Raw genomic sequence first — 17,489 nt, forward strand, 5'->3', positions numbered from 1 at the left:
GGCGTTTCCACAGCACGCCCGCGGCCTTCATCCTATGCCTCGGTCAGTGTGCGCACCCCCCACCATGCGGCACCGAGCAGCGGTGCCTCGTGAGTGCGCTCAGCGGTGCGGAGCACTAGCTTCCCGGTGACGCCGGCGCCCGGACCGGCGTACAGTCCGGCCCTGAGCGGTCCCTCGATGAGGTCCCACGACGCGGCGATCGAGCCGCCGACGACCAGGGCTGTCGCCTCGAACCGTTCCAGCCAGGGCGCCAGGGTCGCCCCCAGCACCCGGAATGCCTGCTCCAGCACCGCGCACGCATGCCGGTCGCCTCGGCGGGCCAGCTCGGCGATGGTCTGCACGTCGGGGGCGACGTGCGGGTTCAGCGCCGCGCGGGCGTAGGCGGCGCGGATGCCGCGCCGCGAGACGATGTGCTCCAGTGGGCGCCCGCCGTACGACAGCAGATGAACGCTGCCGTCCGGAGGCACGAGCGGGCCGTCGTTGACGGGCTGCCCCTGGTCGAGTAAGGCGGAGCCGACACCGCTGCCGAGAGTGATGCAGACCGCACGTGCATGGCCGGCAGCCGCGCCGGCGACGGACTCACCGATGCCGAAGGCGTCGGCGTCGTTGAGGAACCGCAGCGTGGTGGGCGCCGGCTGCAGTCGCCGCATCAACTTGGCGCGCACATCTACGCCGTACAGTGCGTCGAACTTGCCGACGTTCCGAAAGAGCCCGACGCCCGCCTCGTAGTCGAACGGACCGGGCACCGCCACACCCCAGTGTGCGGTGGCAGGACAGTCGATCCGCGCGGCGGTCGCGGCGATGCCGCCGAGGATCTCCTCGGCCGTGCCCTGCGCGGGCAGCGGTTCACGCACCGGCTCCCCCGCCAGTTCGCCGGCGGCCGAATCGACGAGCGCCGCAGTCACATGGGTGCCACCGACCTCCAGTACGGGTACAGGCGCGCTCAGCATGCGATCATCCCTTGGCATCATCCGTGGCCGTGCCGCTCAGCGCATCGCTCGGAACGTGCCGGCACGCAGGGCGCCTTCGATGTCCTCCAGGCTGCGGCCCCTGGTCTCGGGGACACAGCGGATCACGAAGAGGAGAGCGAGCGCGTTGATCGCGGCGTACAGGCAGAAGGTACCGGAGACGCCGAGCAAGCTGGTGAGGGAGAGCGTGGTGAGGCTGACGACGAGGTCGAAAAACCAAACGGCGAAGGTGGACACGGCCACCGCGACGGCTCGGGCCTTCAGCGGGTACATCTCGGGGCCCGCCAGCCAGAGGACGACCGAGAGGCTGCCTCCGTTGCAGGCGATGTAGCCGAGGATGCCTGCGACCACGATCCAGCGGGCGCCGCCCTGCGGTGCCTGGCCGTTCATGAAGACGGCGGCGAGGACGGCGAGGCAGAGGACGGCGCCGGGCAGCAGCAACAGCAGCAGCCGACGGCGGCCTATCCGGTCCACGAGCCACATGCCAAGGGCGACCACGAGGAAGTTGACGACGCCGACTCCGACGGTGGTGAGCATCGCGGCGGAACGGCCGAAGCCGGAGTTGCCCAGGATCGTCGGGGCGTAGTAGATGATCGCGTTGATGCCGGTGATCTGGGAGGCGACGGCGAGGCCGATGCCCGCGATCAGGGCCGGACGCAGCCAGCGGGCGCGCAGGGCGCGCAGGCCCCGCTCGCCTTCCTGTGCCGAGGTCCCGGTGAGCTGCTCCAGCTCGCTTTCCGCGGCAGCGATGTCCGGGCGTATCCGGACGAGGACGGCGCGGGCGGCCTCCGGGCCGCGGTGGGTGAAGAGCCAGCGCGGGCTTTCCGGCAGAGCCGACATGCCGATCAGCAGGGCGACGGCGGGCACCAGGCCGAGGCCGAACATCCAACGCCAGCTCTCGTCGAGCACATAGCCGGAGAGGTAGGCGGCGAGGATGCCGAGGGTGATGGCGAGCTGGAAGGCCACGACGAGGCCACCGCGCCGCGCGGGCGGGGCGAGCTCGGCCACGTACAGCGGCACGGCCTGGGAGGCGAGACCGACCGCAAGGCCCAGCACAAGCCGGGCAATGCCCAGCGTCCAGGCCTCGGCAGCGAGGGCCGAGAAGAAGGCACCCGCCATGAAGACAAAGGCGGCCCACATAACGGCCGGGCGGCGGCCGAGGCGCTCGGCGACGGGGCCCGAGAAGCAGGCGCCGATGATGGCACCGACGACGATCGCGCTGGTAACGATCTGCTGGCCGGCGTCGGCGAGATGGAAGTCGTGGGCGATGGTGGGCAGGGCTCCGGAGATGACGCCGGTGTCGTACCCGAAGAGCAGGCCGCCGAGGGCGCTGACGACGGCGATGGTGACGACGTAGCGGCCGGAGTGGTTTCCGGTCCCGGTGGCAGGCGACGGTGGAGCGGTGGCAGCGGTGCGGCTCATGGGCGTCTGCCTCTTCTCCGCGCCTCGTTGAGGCGCTACGGGCCGTGAGGACTGTGTTATCGACAATGAGCGAGGGAGGGGCCCGGGGATGTCCCCTCCTCGTTCGGGGGTCCTTGGCCGCCCCAGGTCTCAGCTGACCAGGGACTTGACCACGTGCACCGGCCGCTCACCCAACGGCCGCAGCCGGTAGGCGCCAACCGCTGCCGGCACTCAGCGTCTCGGCGAAACCAAGCTCATGGCTCCGCCCGCCGGGAGTCTCGATCACCACGCCGTCGCCGGAGGAGACGTTGAGGACGTGGAAGCGGCCCTCGGTGTCTTCCTCAGCAGGCTCCGCCCCGGCGGCGGCCGGGTCGATCACAAAGCGCCGGACCTCGTAGAACATCTCCGGCAGCGCACCGAGGACCTCTTCACGTCAGCCCGGACCTTCGCGCAGCGTACACGGATCCTGGAGCAGGTCACGGAAAGGGACCGTCTTCGCGGCGGCACCCCAGCCGCAGACGACAGTCCCGTCGACGGATGCATAGCGGGGGTGTCGTTCGTAAGAACGGGTCACATCGTGCTCCAAACGCCGGATTTCGTTCGTGTTAACGATAACAAGTTCACGCGCGCGCCAATTTCTTTTCAACCGGCGTTCCCTGCCTGGGCGGTGTGTTGCCCCTACGGTCCGTGGGGTCTTCGAAGGGAGGGGACTCATGGACACACTCCTCGCGGTCAAGGTTCGCGGGATGACAAAACGTTTCGGTGACGTCGTCGCACTCGACGGCATCGATCTGGATGTGGCGCAGGGTCAGATCCATGGCTTGGTCGGACCGAACGGTGCCGGCAAGACGACCTTGCTCGGTCTCCTGCTGGGCCTGGCTGTCGCCGACAGCGGGTCCCTGGAGATCCTGGGTACGCAGGTCGGGCGGGGGCTCGCCACTCCCGACGGTGTCGCCGGCTTCGTGGACGGGCCCGGTCTGTACCCCTCGCTCACCGCCAGGCAGAACCTCGCCGCGCTGGCGGCTCTGCGCGGTCTTGACGCGCGGACGGCGGGGATCGACGACGTGCTCGACCAAGTCGGGCTCACCGATGTCGCCGACGACCGGGCACGCGGCTTCTCCCTCGGCATGCGTCAGCGGCTGGGACTCGCTGCGGCGCTGCTCAGCAAGCCCCGGCTGCTCGTGCTCGACGAGCCCGCCAACGGCCTCGACCCGGCCGGCAAGAAGCAGGTGCACGGTGTCCTGACCCGGCTCGCGGCGGACGGCACCTGCGTCGTGCTCTCGAGCCACCGCATGGACGACCTCGAAGCGCTGTGCTCCGAGGTCACCATCGTCGCCACCGGACGGGTCGTCTTCTCCGGTCCGCTGAGCAAGCTGGCCGCCGAGAACCGTGAACTCGACTACCGGCTGCTGACCTCCGACCCGCAGGCCGCCCGCCGGCTGGCTGTCGACACGGCCGGGGTCCGCGTCGTCGACGACGCCGGTCCACGGCATGACGCCGAGGTGCTCGTGGTGCGGGCGCTGGTGCCCGCTCTCGACGAACTGGTGGTGGGGCTCGTACACGCGGGCATCGCGTTGCGTGAGCTCGCCCCCGTGGTGTCGCCGCTCGAAGCCGCGTTCCTCGCCCTTACCGAACAGCAGGAGGCCGGCCGATGACCGCGACCACCACGCACGAGCGCGCCATCGGCGTCCGCCGCGTCCCGGTGGCCCGTGGCTATCGCTTCGAGTTGGTCAAGCTGGTCTCGCAATGGCGGATCCGTCTGCTGGTCCTTGCCTGCTGGATCGCGCCGGCGCTCTTCGTCGCCGCGGTGAGCCAGCAGAGCACGCTCCCCTCCGACACCCTGTTCGGCCGCTGGATGCACGCCACGGGGTGGGCCGGGCCGCTGGTGATCCTCGGTTTCGCGGGCACCTGGGCGCTCCCGCTGCTGGCCTCGGTGGTCGCCGGCGACGTGTTCGCCTGCGAGGACCGGCTCGGCACCTGGCGTCACCTGCTCGTGGCAGTCCGCTCGCCCCGGCGGATCTTCGCGGCGAAGGCACTGGCCAGTCTCACCGTCATCGGGCTGCTCGTGGCCGGGCTGGCCTGTTCCAGCACAGTCGGCGGCGTCCTCGCGGTCGGCAACCAGCCGCTGGTCGGCCTCGACGGCCATCTGCTGACGCCGTCGGACGCCGCCGGGAAGGTCCTGCTCGCCTGGCTGTGCGTACTCGCCCCCACCCTGGCCCTCGCCGCGATCGGACTGCTCGGGTCCGTCGTGCTGGGGCGGTCCCCGATGGGGCTGCTGCTGCCCGCGCTCGTCGCGCTCGCGATGCAGCTCGCCCAGATGCTGCCGCTGCCCGTCGCCGTGCGTCTCGCCCTGCCCGGCTACGCCTTCATCGCCTGGAACGGCCTGTTCACCAGCCCGGCACAGCTCGGCCCGCTCCTGATCGGCATCGTGGTCAGCCTGGTGTGGGCCGCGACAGCGACAGTGCTGGCTTACCTGCTGTTCCTGCGGCGCGACTTCACCAACCTGGCCTACGACGGCTCGGGCCGCCGCGCGATCACGGCGGGACTCCTGCCTCTGGTCGGACTGGCCGCCCTCACCGTCGCGGTGGTCGCCGCGGCGACCGGGGCCACCGGCTCCGGGATCGAGCAGGACAAGGTGCAGCGCTCGGTCGCCACGGCGTTCGCGCACCTCTACCGCATGCAGACCCAGCAGCTCAACCGTCCCGCCGTCACCGAAGCGCAGTTGAAGGCCACAGCGGCGTGCAACAAGGGCGGCGGCCAGGTCGGCGCCCAGGGGCCGGGCAACGACTGGCGTTGCGTCGTCTCCTGGCATCTGCCCGGCGCCGAGGCCGCAGGGACGGCCATCTACCAGCTCGACATCACCGCAGACGGGCGGTTCGTGGCCGATGGCGACGGACCGAAGGAAGTGAACGGCTACTTCCTGGTGCGGACCCCGACCGGGGACGCACCGAACCCGCTCTGGCAGTTCGACGGCAATGTCGAACTGCTCCGCACCACCCCGAAGGGATAACCCATGCAGGTCACACGGCAGCGTCGGATCAACGAGAAGAAGCAGATCAGTCTTTTCGGTAGACGCTTCGGTCGCCGGACCACTCTGGTAACGACGGGCATCGCTGTCGCCCTCGCCGTCACGGGCACCGCTGTTGCCCAGACGCACCAGTTCGGCACCGACCAGGTCGGCCAGGTCACCGCCAAGGGCCAGGTCATCTCCGACAACCAGTACATCGACCCGTACGGCGAGCGCCTCGTCCTCAACAACGGCAAGATCATGTCGTCCTCGGTCAGCCCGGACGGCACCCACGTCGCGGCCTCGCTCGCCGACGGTGGAATGGCGCTGGCCATCGTGGACCTGAAGACCTGGAAGGTGCAGCAGCGCGTCGGCAACAACGCGTCGGCGGACCTGCGCATCGGCGGCAACGACGTGGGCCAGGAAGGCCCCACGTACTCGCCCGACGGTTCGCAGCTGTGGCTGGGCCAGGCCGACGGCTACACCAGGTTCACCGTGAACCCGGACGGCACCCTCGCCAACCCGAAGTGGCTCCCGATCCCGAGGGACGGGTCCAAGCGGGCGCTGGTGGGTGCGGCGGTGTTCTCGGCCGATGGCTCCACCGTGTACTCCGCGGTCAACGGCCAGAACCGGGTGGTCGCCATGAACGCGGCGACCGGGGCCATCGAGCAGAGCTGGACCGTGGGCACCGCCCCGCGTGGCATCGCCATGGTCGGCAACAAGCTCTACGTCAGCAACGAGGGCGGGCGTCCGGCCAAAGCCGGCGACACCACGATGAACTCCTACGGCAGCCAGGTGCCGGCCGACCCGGACACCGGTGCCTCCACCACCGGCACGGTCAGCGTCATCGACCTGGCGGACCCGTCCGCCGCCGTCTCGAGCATCGACGTCGGTCTGCACCCGACCGCCATGTACGCCAAGAAGGGGGCGGTGTTCGTCACCAACACCGCCGACGACGACGTGTCGGTCATCGACACCGCCAAGGACAAGGTCGTGCAGACCATCGCCACCCAGCCGTGGCCTGAGGCGTCGGTGGGCTACCACCCCAACGCGGTGACGCTCACCGACGACGGTCACCTGCTGGTGACGCTCGGCCGCGCCAACGCGGTCGCCGTCTACCGGTACACGTCCCCGCAGGAGCCGGTCAGCTACGTCGGCCTGCTCCCGACGGACTACTTCCCCGCGGAGATCACCACCGTCGGCAACGAGGTAGTGGTCTCCAACACCCGCGGTATCGACGCCCGCCGCCCCAACAACCCCGCAGGGCACGGCACCCACGACACCACCTCGAGCCTGACGCGGTTCACGCTGCCGAGCGACGATGTCATCAAGTCCCAGACCGGCAAGGTCTTCAGCCAGAACGGCTGGAACGGCGGCTCGGTCTCGCTGTCCGAGGGCAAGGGCGATGCGAAGCCGGTGCCGGTCCCGGTGAAGCTCGGCGACCCCTCGACGATCAAGCACGTCTTCCTGCTCATCAAGGAGAACCGGACCTACGACGCGGTCCTCGGTGACGACCCGCGCGGCAACGGCGACCCGGCACTGACGCAGTTCGGCGAGAACGTGACGCCGAACCAGCACGCGCTGGCTCGGCAGTTCGGGCTGTACGACAACACGTACGACATCGGCACGAACTCCGCCGAGGGTCACAACTGGCTGATGCAGGCCGACAACCCGGAGTACACCGAATCCATGGCCGGTACGTACGGCCGCAGCTACGCTTCCGAGAACGACGCTCTCGGCCACCAGAAGTCCGGCTTCATCTGGACCGCTGCGCAGGCGGCCGGGAAGTCCGTCAAGGACTTCGGCGAGTTCCAGTCGTTCCAGAGCAAGCCGGCCGGCGCGTCCTGGCAGAACCTGTACTGCGACGCCAAGAACATGGACGCGACCGGGCAGCAGAGCGCCTACCCCATTAAACCGGGCTCGGCGATCCCGTCGCTCAACAAGATAGCGGTGCCCGGCTACCCGAATGCGTCCGACGTCACCGCCCCGGAAGTCTACAAGTACCAGGTCTGGAAGCAGGACTTCGAGAAGAACGGTCCGGCGAACCTGAACCTGATAGCGCTCCCGAACGACCACGGCGGTGGTGGGCCGACCACGGCCGCTCAGGTCGCGGACAACGACCTCGCGGTCGGCAAGATGGTCGACACGATCTCGCACAGCAAGTACTGGAAGGACTCGGCGATCTTCGTTGTCGAGGACGACTCCCAGTACGGCCTCGACCACGTCGACGGCAACCGCGCCCCGATCCAGATCATCAGCCCCTGGGCGCAGCACGGCAAGGTCGACAGCCGCTACTACACGCAGATCACGATGATCCGGACCATCGAGCAGATCCTCGGGATCCACCCGATGAACCAGAAGGACAGCGCGGCCAGCCCGATGCGTGGGGCGTTCACCCAGAACGCGGACTTCACGCCGTTCACCGCGCTGCCCAACCGGGTCCCGCTGACCGATGGCCTGAAGACCCCGCCCGCCTGCGGCCTGGACACCCCGGCGCCGCAGAACCCCAATGCCGCGGCCGCGCCGTCGGCGACGGTGCCGGCAGACAAGCAGGAGCTCGCGGCGAAGTGGGAGGACTGGAAGTCGAAGCAGCGGCTGACCGGGCCCAACGCCAAGCTCGACTCCTCGAACCCCGCGCAGATGAACCACTTCACGTGGTACGAGACGCACGAGTGGAAGAAGCCGTACCCCGGCGAGAAAAAGCTCTTCGCGCCGGAGGACGTACCGGGCGCCTACATCCCGTCGCCGGAGTCCGACGGCTGACGTAGGCTGATCGCGTCAAGAGCCCCTTACCGGCATGGCGCTTTCTAGGGGGCGTTGCATACACGTGGTCGTGTTGATCACAGGGGCATTGCGCGATTGGGATTGGTCCGGTTCGCCGGTCTCGTGAGTGACGTGGCCTCATGTCCGTTGTGTGGCAAGGGACCCCGGAGAGCAGAGCAGGCACGGTGCTGGTGATCATGTGGTTGTCGAGACCCTGTTGGGAACGGGTACGGCCACCGCGTGATCATCGGGGGTTGTGTGGACTCCTGAAGATCGTGCGGTGGCCGCAGGCCATAGCGTAGACCCTGCCCGCTGGCGGGCGATGTTCGACCAGGTCCCCCAGCACCGTCGCCCGCCGCGCCTTCGCCGGTCGAACTGCACCGCCACCCTCGCGGGCGTCGACCGGCCACCGGACACCTCGCCCGGCCCGTGCGCAGGCCGACTCTGCCGAGACCGCTCCAGCGACCGGCACGGGCGTAGCCCGATACCGCATGGCTCGGGCCGACACGGGTTCAGGCTCGGGACTCACCCGTACGGTCCGACCTGGATGCTCTCCGCTCCGGGAGCGCGCAGGCTGGCACAACGGGACGGGCGGGACTGGGTCGAGAGGATGAACACGACGTGGGGAGGACGGCATAGACAGGACGCGGGTGACTCCCTCCCGCGGGGACGGGTCCGCGCGGCTGCTGGCGCGCTGCGCCGTGCTCGCGTCGATCGGCGCAGCGGTCGTGCTGCTGATCGCACTGGCCGAGGGCGGGCTGTGGATCATCGGAGCCGGGCTCCTCGGGCTGATCGTCTGCGCCGCCGGCGTCTGGTGGTTCCTGGCGCACCGTGGCGCGGTGCGGCTGTTCGGAGCGCTCGTCGTGGTCGCCGCGCCCATCGGCGTCCTGGTGCTCTTCGCGCGAGGCGGCCTGTTGCTGACGGTACTGGTCTCGAGCCTGTGCTGGAGTGCGACGTTGGTCTGCGCCCGGACGGCGCTGCGCAGGTCGCGTCCGGAGCGGCGCATGCGGGCGACCGCCGCGCCCCGGCCGCAGCAGCCGGTCCTCATCATGAATCCGAAGTCCGGGGGCGGGAAGGTCGGCCGCTTCGGGCTCGCCGAGCGGGCGGAGGAGCTTGGCGCGCGGGTGATCCTGCTCGACCCCTCCGTCCAGACCGGCGTCGCCGCGCTGGCCCGCCGAGCCGTGGCCGAGGGCGCGGACCTTCTCGGCGTTGCGGGCGGCGACGGCACCCAGGCGCTTGTCGCGGCCGTCGCCGCCGAGCACGACCTGCCGTTCCTCGTGGTCTCCGCGGGTACCCGCAACCACTTCGCCATGGACCTCGGCCTCGACCGGTCCGACCCGACCCGCTGCCTCGACGCGCTGACCGACGGCGAGGAGCTCAGGGTCGATCTGGGCGACGTCGCGGGTCGTGCCTTTGTCAACACCGTGTCGTTCGGGGTGTACGCGGACATCGTCCAGCGCCCGGAGTACCGCGACGACAAAGCGGGCACGGCGCTGAACCTCTTGCCGGACCTGCTGCTCGGCGAGGGGGTCAGGCGGCTCGACGCGCGCATCGACGGAACCGCGCTCTCGTCCCAGCAGGCACTGCTGGTCAGCAACAACCCGTACGTCTCCCCCAACGAGTTCAGCGGTAGCGGCGGTCGGCCTCGGCTCGACGGCGGCGAGCTGGGCGTGCTGGGGATCCGGGTGGAGAGCGCGGCACAGGCTGCGGAACTGGCCGTGTGGGGCTCGCAGTCCACGGGGCTGACTGTGCTGACCGCGCAGCGGGTCGAGGTGTCCTCCGACGCGGACGAGATCCCCGTGGCGGTGGACGGCGAGGCGCTGCGGATGCCGACGCCGGTCGTGTGCTCGCTGTGCCCGGGCGCACTGCGGGTCCTGGTGCCGCGCGACCGTCCGGGCGTCGTGGTTCCCGCCCCGCCAGTGGACTGGCGGCAGCTCGTCAACCTCGCGTTCGGTCGCCCCGAGCGAACGTCCTAGGAGAGACCCGTGCCTGACTGGAGTACCATCCCGCCGGCCGCATCGGTCCACCGCACCGTGACCGCGGCCCGGTCAGCCGTGGCCGCCGTGCTCAGCGACCTCCATGCGATTGACGGGGCCATGTACGCCGCCGTGGCCGCCACGCCCACGCCCACGCTGGACCGCGCGCTGCGGCGGTTCTCGCGCGCGGCCGACCACTCGAAGATTTCGCTGACCGTCGCGGCGGGCCTCGCCCTCAGGCCCGGCCGTCCCCGTCGAGCGGCGCTGGCCGGGGTCGGCGCGGTTGCGCTGGCCTCGGTGGCGGCGAACCTGTTCGCCAAGCGGATGGTCCACCGGCAGCGGCCCGACCGTGAAGAGGCCCGGGTGGTCGTGGACCGGCACGTGCCCATGCCGAAGTCGGCGTCCTTCCCCTCCGGCCACACGGCATCGGCGACCGCGTTCGCCACCGCCGTCGGCGTCGTGCTGCCCTCGGCCGCGGTACCACTCGCGGCGCTGGCGGTCGCCGTCGGCTACTCCCGCGTCCACACGGGCGTGCACTACCCCGGCGACGTCGCGGCGGGTGCGGTCCTCGGCTTCGCGGCCGCGGCGGCGTCCCTGGCGGTCATACACGTCCCCTAGCACCGCTTCAGGGGGACAATGCCCACGCCATCGTCGGCACCACCGACCTGACCGGCGCGGTGCGTGCTGGCACCGCCCGGGCGGCCGACGATTCAACCAAAGGACAGCCGGAGCGTCAGTCAGGCGGAGGGTCAGGCCCCCGAGCGGTGCCATCTACATCCTCACTGTCAGGCGATGTCGTGGGTGGTGGCCACTGCGGTGGGTGTCTGGCGGAGGGTGTGCTGGACGGCGATCACGGCGGCGTCGTCGGTCAGGTGGCCGCCGACATGGGCGAGCAGGTCGGTGCGCAGGTGGTGAATCAGTGCGGAAGGGCTGTGGAGGGGCCAGGAGGCGGCGCGCTCGGTCAGCGGGTAGAAGACGCCTTGGGCATCCCGCGCCTCGATCACTCCGTCGGTGTGCAGCAGCAGCAGGTCTTCGGGCTCGAAGGTGAAGGTGTCGACGTGGTAGACGGCAGCGGTCAGTTCGCCCAGGCCCAGCGGCGGGGCGGGGCGGGTGGCGTGCAGTGCGGAGACCTGCCGGCCGCGCAGCAGCAAGGGGGGCGGGTGCCCGCAGCTGACCACGTGGACGAGCGGCAGCGCGTCGGGGATGTCGAGGAGCGCGGCGGTGATGAAGCACTCCCCGGCCGTCTCCGCCTCGGAGGGCTCGGCCAGATTCCAGCACACGCTGTGGTCCAGGTAGGCCGCGAGCTCGGGCAGGCGGGCCTGGCGGTGCGCGGACTCCCGGAAGGCCCCCAGCAGCAGGGCGGCGTCGCTGATCGCGGTCAGGCCCTTGCCCATCACATCGCCGATGATCAGCCGGGTGCCCGTGGAGGTGCGGATGGCCGCGTACAGGTCGCCGCCGATCAGGGACTGCGCCTGTGCCGCCAGGTAGACGGACGCCACCCGCAGCGGGCCGATCCGCCGCGGCAGCGGCCGTAGCACCGCCCGCTGTGTGGCCTCCGACACCATCCGCACCAGCGCCAGCTCACGGGCGCGCCGCTCGCGCAGATAACAGAAGACCGTCACAATCACCGACACCACCAGCAGGGCGAAGAACTGCGAGTCGAAGTCCATCGTGCCGAGCAGGTGGGAGTCCAGGCCGATGACGAGCATGCCCACCATCGCAACGGTGGCGATCGCCCCGGTGACGAGGGTCGAGGCGAAGGACGCGGTGAGCGCGGGCGCCACGATCAGCAACGACGGACCCAGCGGCAAACCGGGGCTCACCACGTCGGTCAGCACGATGACCGCGATCAGACCGAACGGGAGCGCCAGCAGGGCGTCACCGGCCTGCCGTGGTCGAAGGCGGTGCGTGAACCGCTGCCGCGATCGCATACCTCCTGCCTACACCCGGCGAGGCAGCCCCGCAGGTGCACGCACAACCACCCGCCATCAATCGAGCGTCACCGCGAACGCAGGCAAACGTCCCCAGCAGGTCACCTCCCACCAACACTCATCTCCTGGTCGCGCAGGTGGAGGGCCATGGAGAGCATGTGGTTGTCGGTGACGCCCGCGCCGCCGATGGTCTTGCGGCGCTTGCGGGCGGACTCGTGGCCTTCGAGGGTGCGGTCGCGGATGTACTCACGTTCCATGCCGGACATGGCCGCGAGCACGGTGAACACAATGCCGGAGGGGTCGTGGGAGCCCTTCAGTTCCCCGGTGAGGGCTCTGTTCTCGATAGCTACTGCCAGGTCGCGTGCCCGCTCACGCTGCGTGTCTGCGCACGCTCCGCGTTCCGTAGCGCGTCACCCAGCGGATGAGCAATGGCGAGAGCATCACCACGAGGAAGAGCCGGAGACTCTGAGAGGTGGAGATGAGGGCGACGTCGGAATGCACTGACGCGGCGGTGGCGAGGACCGCGTTGATGCCGCCGGGGGTGGTAGCCAGGTAGGCGTCGTTGAAGGAGATGCCGACCGCGGCGGCCAGTGCGCCGGCGAGCGCGGCGCAGATCAGGCAGACAGCGAGGGCTGCGGCTAGTACGTGCGGCAGCATGCGTCCGACGTGGCGCAGCGTGGGGCGGGTGAAGCGCGAGCCCACCTCCAGGCCGATCGCCACGAAGACCGCGTCCTGGAGCGGCCCGACCGGCTGGAACCCGTGCGCGGCGCCGGTGAACACGCCCACCGCGGTCAGCAGCATGGGGCCCAGCAGCATGGGCGCGGGCAGCCTCAGCCGGCGTCCAACACTGCTGCCGAGCACGCAGAGCGCGGCCAGGACGAGCAGGCCCCCCAAGACGTGCGGGGAGTTCACCAGCACCAGGGAGTCGGGCAGCAGGGCGGATTCGAGCGGCCGGGCGTGAGCGGGGTTCCCGGCATGCGCCGTAGTGTGAAGTGCCAATACGACGACCGGCGCGGAGGCGGCCACCATGGCGACCCGCAGGTACTGCATGAACGCCACCACCCGGCTGTCCGCGTCCAGGTCGTCGGCGCAGGCGATGATCGCCGCGGACCCGCCGGGGACCATTCCGAGGACGGCATCGCCATGACTCATCCGCGTCAGGCGCGGGAGTACCAGCGCGACGCCGAGGCACAGAACGACCGTGACCAGCGTCACGCCGGCCAGCGGCCCGACCGAGCCGATCACGGACCGCACCGCCGCGGGGTCCAGGTAGCTGCCCATGAGCACACCGACCACCGCTTGCGCAGAACGGTTTGCACGGATGGGAAACCGCGACCGCGTGGCGCCCGACAGTGATGCGAGCACACCGACGACCAGCGCGGTCAGCAGGTGCGCGGCAGGGACGCCGGCCCACCGGGCGGCGTTGCCGAGGAAATAGCAAACGGTGGCGAGAAGCAGCCAGCGAACGGCAGGTGAGGCCGCTGCGCGCCGATACGCCGACGAGCGGACAGAAGGAAGCAGGGTGGTAGAGAAGGGCACTGATCTCCTTGTTCGGGAAGAGCTACGCCGATCTCTACGACCGAAACACTCACTTTGCCGCTTGATGCGACTCCCACAGAAGAATGTATCAAATATGGACAAAAGGCGCATTGCCGCATGTCGTGAGCAAGTCAATCACCACGCCCGCCTTGTACAGGGGACCTGCTTCCATGTGGGGCGCTGCGGACCATGCGAGCAAGCGGCCCATCCGCTCGGCACGCGAGGGCTTGGTGAACATGCCACCACTGACCACGACTGAACTCCGCCCGGCACGAGCCCCGGGGAGAGAGCGCGTGTCGCCCGCCGTCGGCACAGCGTGAAGCCCCCGTCCGGCCGGCTCCGGCCTCGTCGGAGCCGAGTTTCTGGCCGCCACCAGCTCCGAAATGCGCCACGGGCCTGGGCCGGGTCAGTTCTGAGCGGTGGGCCGGACGACGATCTCGCTCACGTCGACGCTCGCCGGCTGCTCGATGGCGAACGCGATGGCCTGGGCGATTGCTTCAGAAGGGATCGCTATCCGGTCTCGCATCTCTGTGATCTGGGCTCTGACCTTCGCATTTGTCGATGCCTCAGCAAAGTCGGTCCTGACTGCACCCGGCGAGACGGTGGTCACCCGCAGGGAATCACCGGCCTCCTGGCGCAAGCCTTCGCAGATGGCGCGGACCGCGAACTTCGTACCGGCGTAGACCGCCATGGTCGGTACGATGCGAAATGCCGCCGTGGAGGCGATGGTGACGAAGTGCCCCGCGCCCTGGGCCCGGAAGACCGGCAGCGCTGCGCCGATTCCGTGCAGCACACCCTTTACGTTGACGTCGACCATCTGGTCCCACTCGTCGACCCGCAGATCGTCCAGGGGCGAGATCGTGCCGACCCCCGCATTGTTGACCAGCACGTCCAGCCGGCCGAATCGCTCGCCTGCGAGCGCGACCAGGGCGTGCAGGTCGTCCCGCCGGGTCACGTCCGTGCGGGTCTGCACGGCCGAGCCACCTGACTTCTCGATCTGCGCCACCAGTTCCGCGAGGCGCTCGGACCGGCGGGCGCCCAGGACGAGCCGCGCACCTCGCTCGGCCAGCAACAGCGCGGTCGCCTCGCCGATGCCGCTGCTCGCTCCCGTGATCGCCACTACCTTGCCGTCGATTCCCGACACGATGTCCGCCTCATTTCTTCTGAATTCCACGTAGCCGGCGACCTACAGGTCATCGGCGGGGCTGAACCTCCCCGCTCGGGATCCAGTCTGGGAGGCCGCTAGCCTGGTATCCAGACCGTGTTTATTCTGGAACCAGAGGTGCCATCCGCCGTGCAGACGCAGCCGCATCAGCGACGTGAGCTGGGCGCTTTCCTTCGCAGCCGCAGGGAGCGGATCACCCCTGACCAGGTCGGACTGCCGCACACCGGCCGACGGCGGACGCCGGGCCTGCGACGGGAAGAACTCGCGCTTCTCGCCGGGATCAGCGCCACCTGGTACACGTACCTCGAACAGGGCCGGGACATCCGCGCCTCGGACCAGGTGCTCGACGCCCTCGCCTCGACGCTGCGGCTCGACCGGTACGAGCGCGGTCACCTCTTCCAGCTCGCCGGTCACACGCCTGCGGCCGAACCCGAAGAACCCGCGCCGCTCGCCTCCGAGGTGGCGGCCGTCCCGCTCCTGCTCCAGCCGCATCCGGCGTACATCATCGACGGCAACTACGACGTGCTCAGCCGCAACCAGGCAACCGACGAACTGTTCCCGCACCTCACCGCGGCGGACGGGCGGGCGAACTTCGCGCGCTGGGTGTTCCTCGAACCCGCCGCCCGGAACGTTCTGGTCGATTGGGAGATCGAGGCACGCGGCCTGCTCGCCCGGCTGCGGACACTGGCCGGACGCCACCCGGGCGACCCCCGATACACCCGGCTGATCGACGAGCTGAACGCGGGGAGCCCTGAAGCGGATGCCTGGTGGCCGCAGTACGACGTGCAGGCCCGGCACGGCGGAAAGAAACGGCTACGGTGCCCGGGACGCGGGCTCGTCGATTTCGCTTACACCGCATTCCACCTGGCCGAACAGCCGGAACAGACACTGGTGATCTACTCCGACAACAACCGGGAATCGGCTGACTGAGTTTCACGCAGCCCATCGCTCTCATGGCTTGACACACGGCATCAGGAATCCACGTCGACCAGGCACCTCGCAGCGGTGCTGTACTGAGAGTTCTTGTTGATCCTGGAGTTGCTGACGCTCTGCAATCACCGGGGAGATCTGTGCCTGTTTCGCCGTCGTGGCTGACCGAACCGCTCTTGATGCAATTCGCCGCGCTGTTGCCTGAGCAGCTGGCTTTCCGCCCGCCCCGCCCGCTGGGCTGCCATCGCGAAGGCATCAGCAACCGGATCATTACCAGACGACCGGGCCGGTCTTGTCGAAGAAGCCACCGGTCGGGCCGTCGGCGCCGATCGAGGCCATGCGGACAATGATCTCCGTGCCTTCTTCGACGGTTTGGGTCCCCCTGTGGCCGTTGAGGTCGGTGGCGGTGTAGCCGGGGTCGACGGCGTTGAAACGGATGGCGGGGAAAGCCTTCGCGTACTGCGCGGTGACCATGACCAGCGCAGTCTTGGAGGAGTTGTAATCCAGCGCCATTACCTGGAACTCCACCCGGCTGGGGTCGGCGCATGCCGCCGGCGAGCCCAGACCGCTGCCGACGTTGACGACGACCGGGGCATCGCTCGCTTCCAACAGCGGCAGGAAGGCGTGCGTGACGCGCACGACGCCGAAGACGTTCGTGTCGTACGTGGTCAGCATGTCGGCCCCGGTGACCTCGCCGACCGGCTTGCGCGCGCCCACGATCCCGGCGTTGTTGACCAGGACGTCGAGACGGCCGGCGTCCGCGTGGACGAATTCGGCGGCAGCCCTGACGGAATCCTCATCGGTGACGTCGAGCTGAACGAAGCGGGCGCCGAGCCTGTCGGCCGCCTCCCGGCCGCGGTGTGCGTCGCGTGCCCCGACGTAGACGGTGTGCCCGGCCTCGGTCAGGCGGCGGGCGGCCTCGAAACCCAGGCCCTTGTTCGCTCCAGTGATCAATGTGGTGGTCATGTGTTCACTCCGTGATCGGTGGGCTGGTGATGCCTCCACCCTCCTCGCACCGCGCAGGGACAGACAGCGCCCGCCCCAGCCAGTGGACTGGCAGTACCAGGCTGTCCGAGCACGGCAACGCGATACTGGGACGGTGAGCGAATCCAAGGAACTGGGCAGAGCCCTGCACGGCTGGCGGGACCGGATCGCCCCCGCAACGGTCGGACTGCCCGCGGGCGGAGTACGTCGTGCCGCCGGGCTGCGCCGCGAGGAACTGGCCCAGCTCGCCGGTCTGCCGGTGGACTACATCACCCGCCTGGAACAGGGCCGGGCCACCTCCCCGTCGGCGCAGGTCCTGTCCGCGCTGGCCCGCGCCCTGCGGTTGTCGGCAGCCGAGCGCGAATACCTGTATCTCCTCGCGGGCCAGCCGGTGCCGGGCCCCGGGCAGCTGTCGACGCACATCCCACCGGGGGTCCGAAGGCTGCTCGACCAACTGGACGGCTCACCGCTGAGCGTGCATGACGCCGCATGGAACCTGATTCTGTGGAACCCGTTGTGGGCTGCCCTGTTCGGAGACGCATCCGCGCTGCGCGGACGCGAGCGCAACATCGTCTGGCGGCACTTCGCCGGTCTGCCGAGCCGGGTCAGCCACACCCCCGAGCAGGAGGCCCGGTTCGAGGCGGCCGTGGTCGCCGATCTCAGGGCGGCGACCGCCCGCTACCCGACCGATGCCGGCCTGCGCTCCCTGATCAAGGACCTGCGGGGTGTCAGCACCGACTTCGCACGCCTGTGGGACACGGGCATCGTCGGCGTCCATGAGTCGGACACCAAGACCGTCCATCACGCCGACGTCGGCACACTCAC

14 protein-coding genes and 2 pseudogenes are annotated in these 17,489 nt (G+C 69.7%); 8 read left to right on the top strand and 8 right to left on the bottom strand.

Features of this window, described 5'->3' with window-relative positions; translation table 11 throughout:
- Positions 1–32: 32 nt before the first annotated feature.
- From AB0N06_RS29260 to AB0N06_RS29270, 3 genes and pseudogenes are all read right to left on the bottom strand, one after another.
- Positions 33–950 carry an ROK family protein gene (locus AB0N06_RS29260; protein ID WP_366137689.1) on the bottom strand — a complete coding sequence of 306 codons (918 nt, stop codon included), beginning with the start codon at positions 948–950 and terminating at the stop codon, positions 33–35.
- A gap of 36 nt (positions 951–986) precedes the next feature.
- A complete protein-coding gene (locus AB0N06_RS29265; protein WP_366137690.1) occupies positions 987–2,390 on the bottom strand; it encodes a sugar porter family MFS transporter in 1,404 nt (467 codons plus the stop codon).
- A gap of 129 nt (positions 2,391–2,519) precedes the next feature.
- Positions 2,520–2,850: pseudogene (locus AB0N06_RS29270) on the bottom strand (hypothetical protein); the annotation flags it as partial.
- A gap of 232 nt (positions 2,851–3,082) precedes the next feature.
- Between AB0N06_RS29270 and AB0N06_RS29275 the strand changes: the two are divergent.
- From AB0N06_RS29275 to AB0N06_RS29295, 5 genes are all read left to right on the top strand, one after another.
- Entirely contained in the window at positions 3,083–4,024 is a 942-nt protein-coding gene (locus AB0N06_RS29275) for an ABC transporter ATP-binding protein (protein WP_366137691.1), read from the top strand.
- The gene (locus AB0N06_RS29280; protein WP_366137692.1) at positions 4,021–5,379 is read left to right on the top strand and encodes an ABC transporter permease; all 1,359 of its coding nucleotides are present in this window, start codon (positions 4,021–4,023) and stop codon (positions 5,377–5,379) included. The genes AB0N06_RS29275 and AB0N06_RS29280 overlap by 4 nt, the downstream gene beginning before the upstream one ends.
- Positions 5,380–5,382: 3 nt before the next feature.
- Entirely contained in the window at positions 5,383–8,139 is a 2,757-nt protein-coding gene (locus AB0N06_RS29285) for a bifunctional YncE family protein/alkaline phosphatase family protein (RefSeq protein ID WP_366137693.1), read from the top strand.
- A 650-nt stretch (positions 8,140–8,789) separates the two neighbouring features.
- Positions 8,790–10,115 (top strand): diacylglycerol kinase family protein, encoded by a 1,326-nt coding sequence (locus AB0N06_RS29290; protein ID WP_366137694.1) that lies wholly within the window; start codon positions 8,790–8,792, stop codon positions 10,113–10,115.
- Between the two features lie 27 nt (positions 10,116–10,142).
- Positions 10,143–10,733, top strand: coding sequence for a phosphatase PAP2 family protein (locus tag AB0N06_RS29295; protein ID WP_366137704.1), 591 nt, complete (start codon positions 10,143–10,145; stop codon positions 10,731–10,733).
- A 167-nt stretch (positions 10,734–10,900) separates the two neighbouring features.
- On the opposite strand, the gene AB0N06_RS29300 is transcribed toward AB0N06_RS29295, so the two are convergent.
- From AB0N06_RS29300 to AB0N06_RS29315, 4 genes are all read right to left on the bottom strand, one after another.
- Entirely contained in the window at positions 10,901–12,046 is a 1,146-nt protein-coding gene (locus AB0N06_RS29300) for a PP2C family protein-serine/threonine phosphatase (protein ID WP_366137695.1), read from the bottom strand.
- 101 nt (positions 12,047–12,147) lie between these two features.
- A complete protein-coding gene (locus AB0N06_RS29305) occupies positions 12,148–12,312 on the bottom strand; it encodes a hypothetical protein (protein ID WP_366137696.1) in 165 nt (54 codons plus the stop codon).
- Positions 12,313–12,415: 103 nt separating this feature from the next.
- Positions 12,416–13,585 (bottom strand): AbrB family transcriptional regulator, encoded by a 1,170-nt coding sequence (locus AB0N06_RS29310; protein ID WP_366137697.1) that lies wholly within the window; start codon positions 13,583–13,585, stop codon positions 12,416–12,418.
- A gap of 406 nt (positions 13,586–13,991) precedes the next feature.
- Positions 13,992–14,729 (bottom strand): SDR family oxidoreductase, encoded by a 738-nt coding sequence (locus AB0N06_RS29315; RefSeq protein WP_366137699.1) that lies wholly within the window; start codon positions 14,727–14,729, stop codon positions 13,992–13,994.
- Between the two features lie 150 nt (positions 14,730–14,879).
- Here AB0N06_RS29315 and AB0N06_RS29320 point away from each other — a divergent pair, with 150 nt between their 5' ends.
- Entirely contained in the window at positions 14,880–15,680 is an 801-nt protein-coding gene (locus AB0N06_RS29320; RefSeq protein WP_366137700.1) for a helix-turn-helix transcriptional regulator, read from the top strand.
- A 140-nt stretch (positions 15,681–15,820) separates the two neighbouring features.
- Positions 15,821–15,952, top strand: a pseudogene (locus AB0N06_RS29325) (IS5/IS1182 family transposase); the annotation flags it as partial.
- On the opposite strand, the gene AB0N06_RS29330 reads toward AB0N06_RS29325, so the two are convergent.
- Complete coding sequence (locus tag AB0N06_RS29330) at positions 15,951–16,646, bottom strand: SDR family NAD(P)-dependent oxidoreductase (RefSeq protein ID WP_366137701.1); 696 nt, start codon at positions 16,644–16,646, stop codon at positions 15,951–15,953. The pseudogene AB0N06_RS29325 and the gene AB0N06_RS29330 sit on opposite strands and share 2 nt — an antisense overlap.
- Before the next feature lie 133 nt (positions 16,647–16,779).
- Between AB0N06_RS29330 and AB0N06_RS29335 the strand changes: the two genes are divergently transcribed.
- Positions 16,780–17,489 (top strand): helix-turn-helix transcriptional regulator (locus AB0N06_RS29335; RefSeq protein WP_366137702.1); only part of this gene is annotated, 710 nt, incomplete at its 3' end.

The organism is Streptomyces sp. NPDC051020 (assembly GCF_040683105.1).
GTDB lineage: Bacteria > Actinomycetota > Actinomycetes > Streptomycetales > Streptomycetaceae > Streptomyces.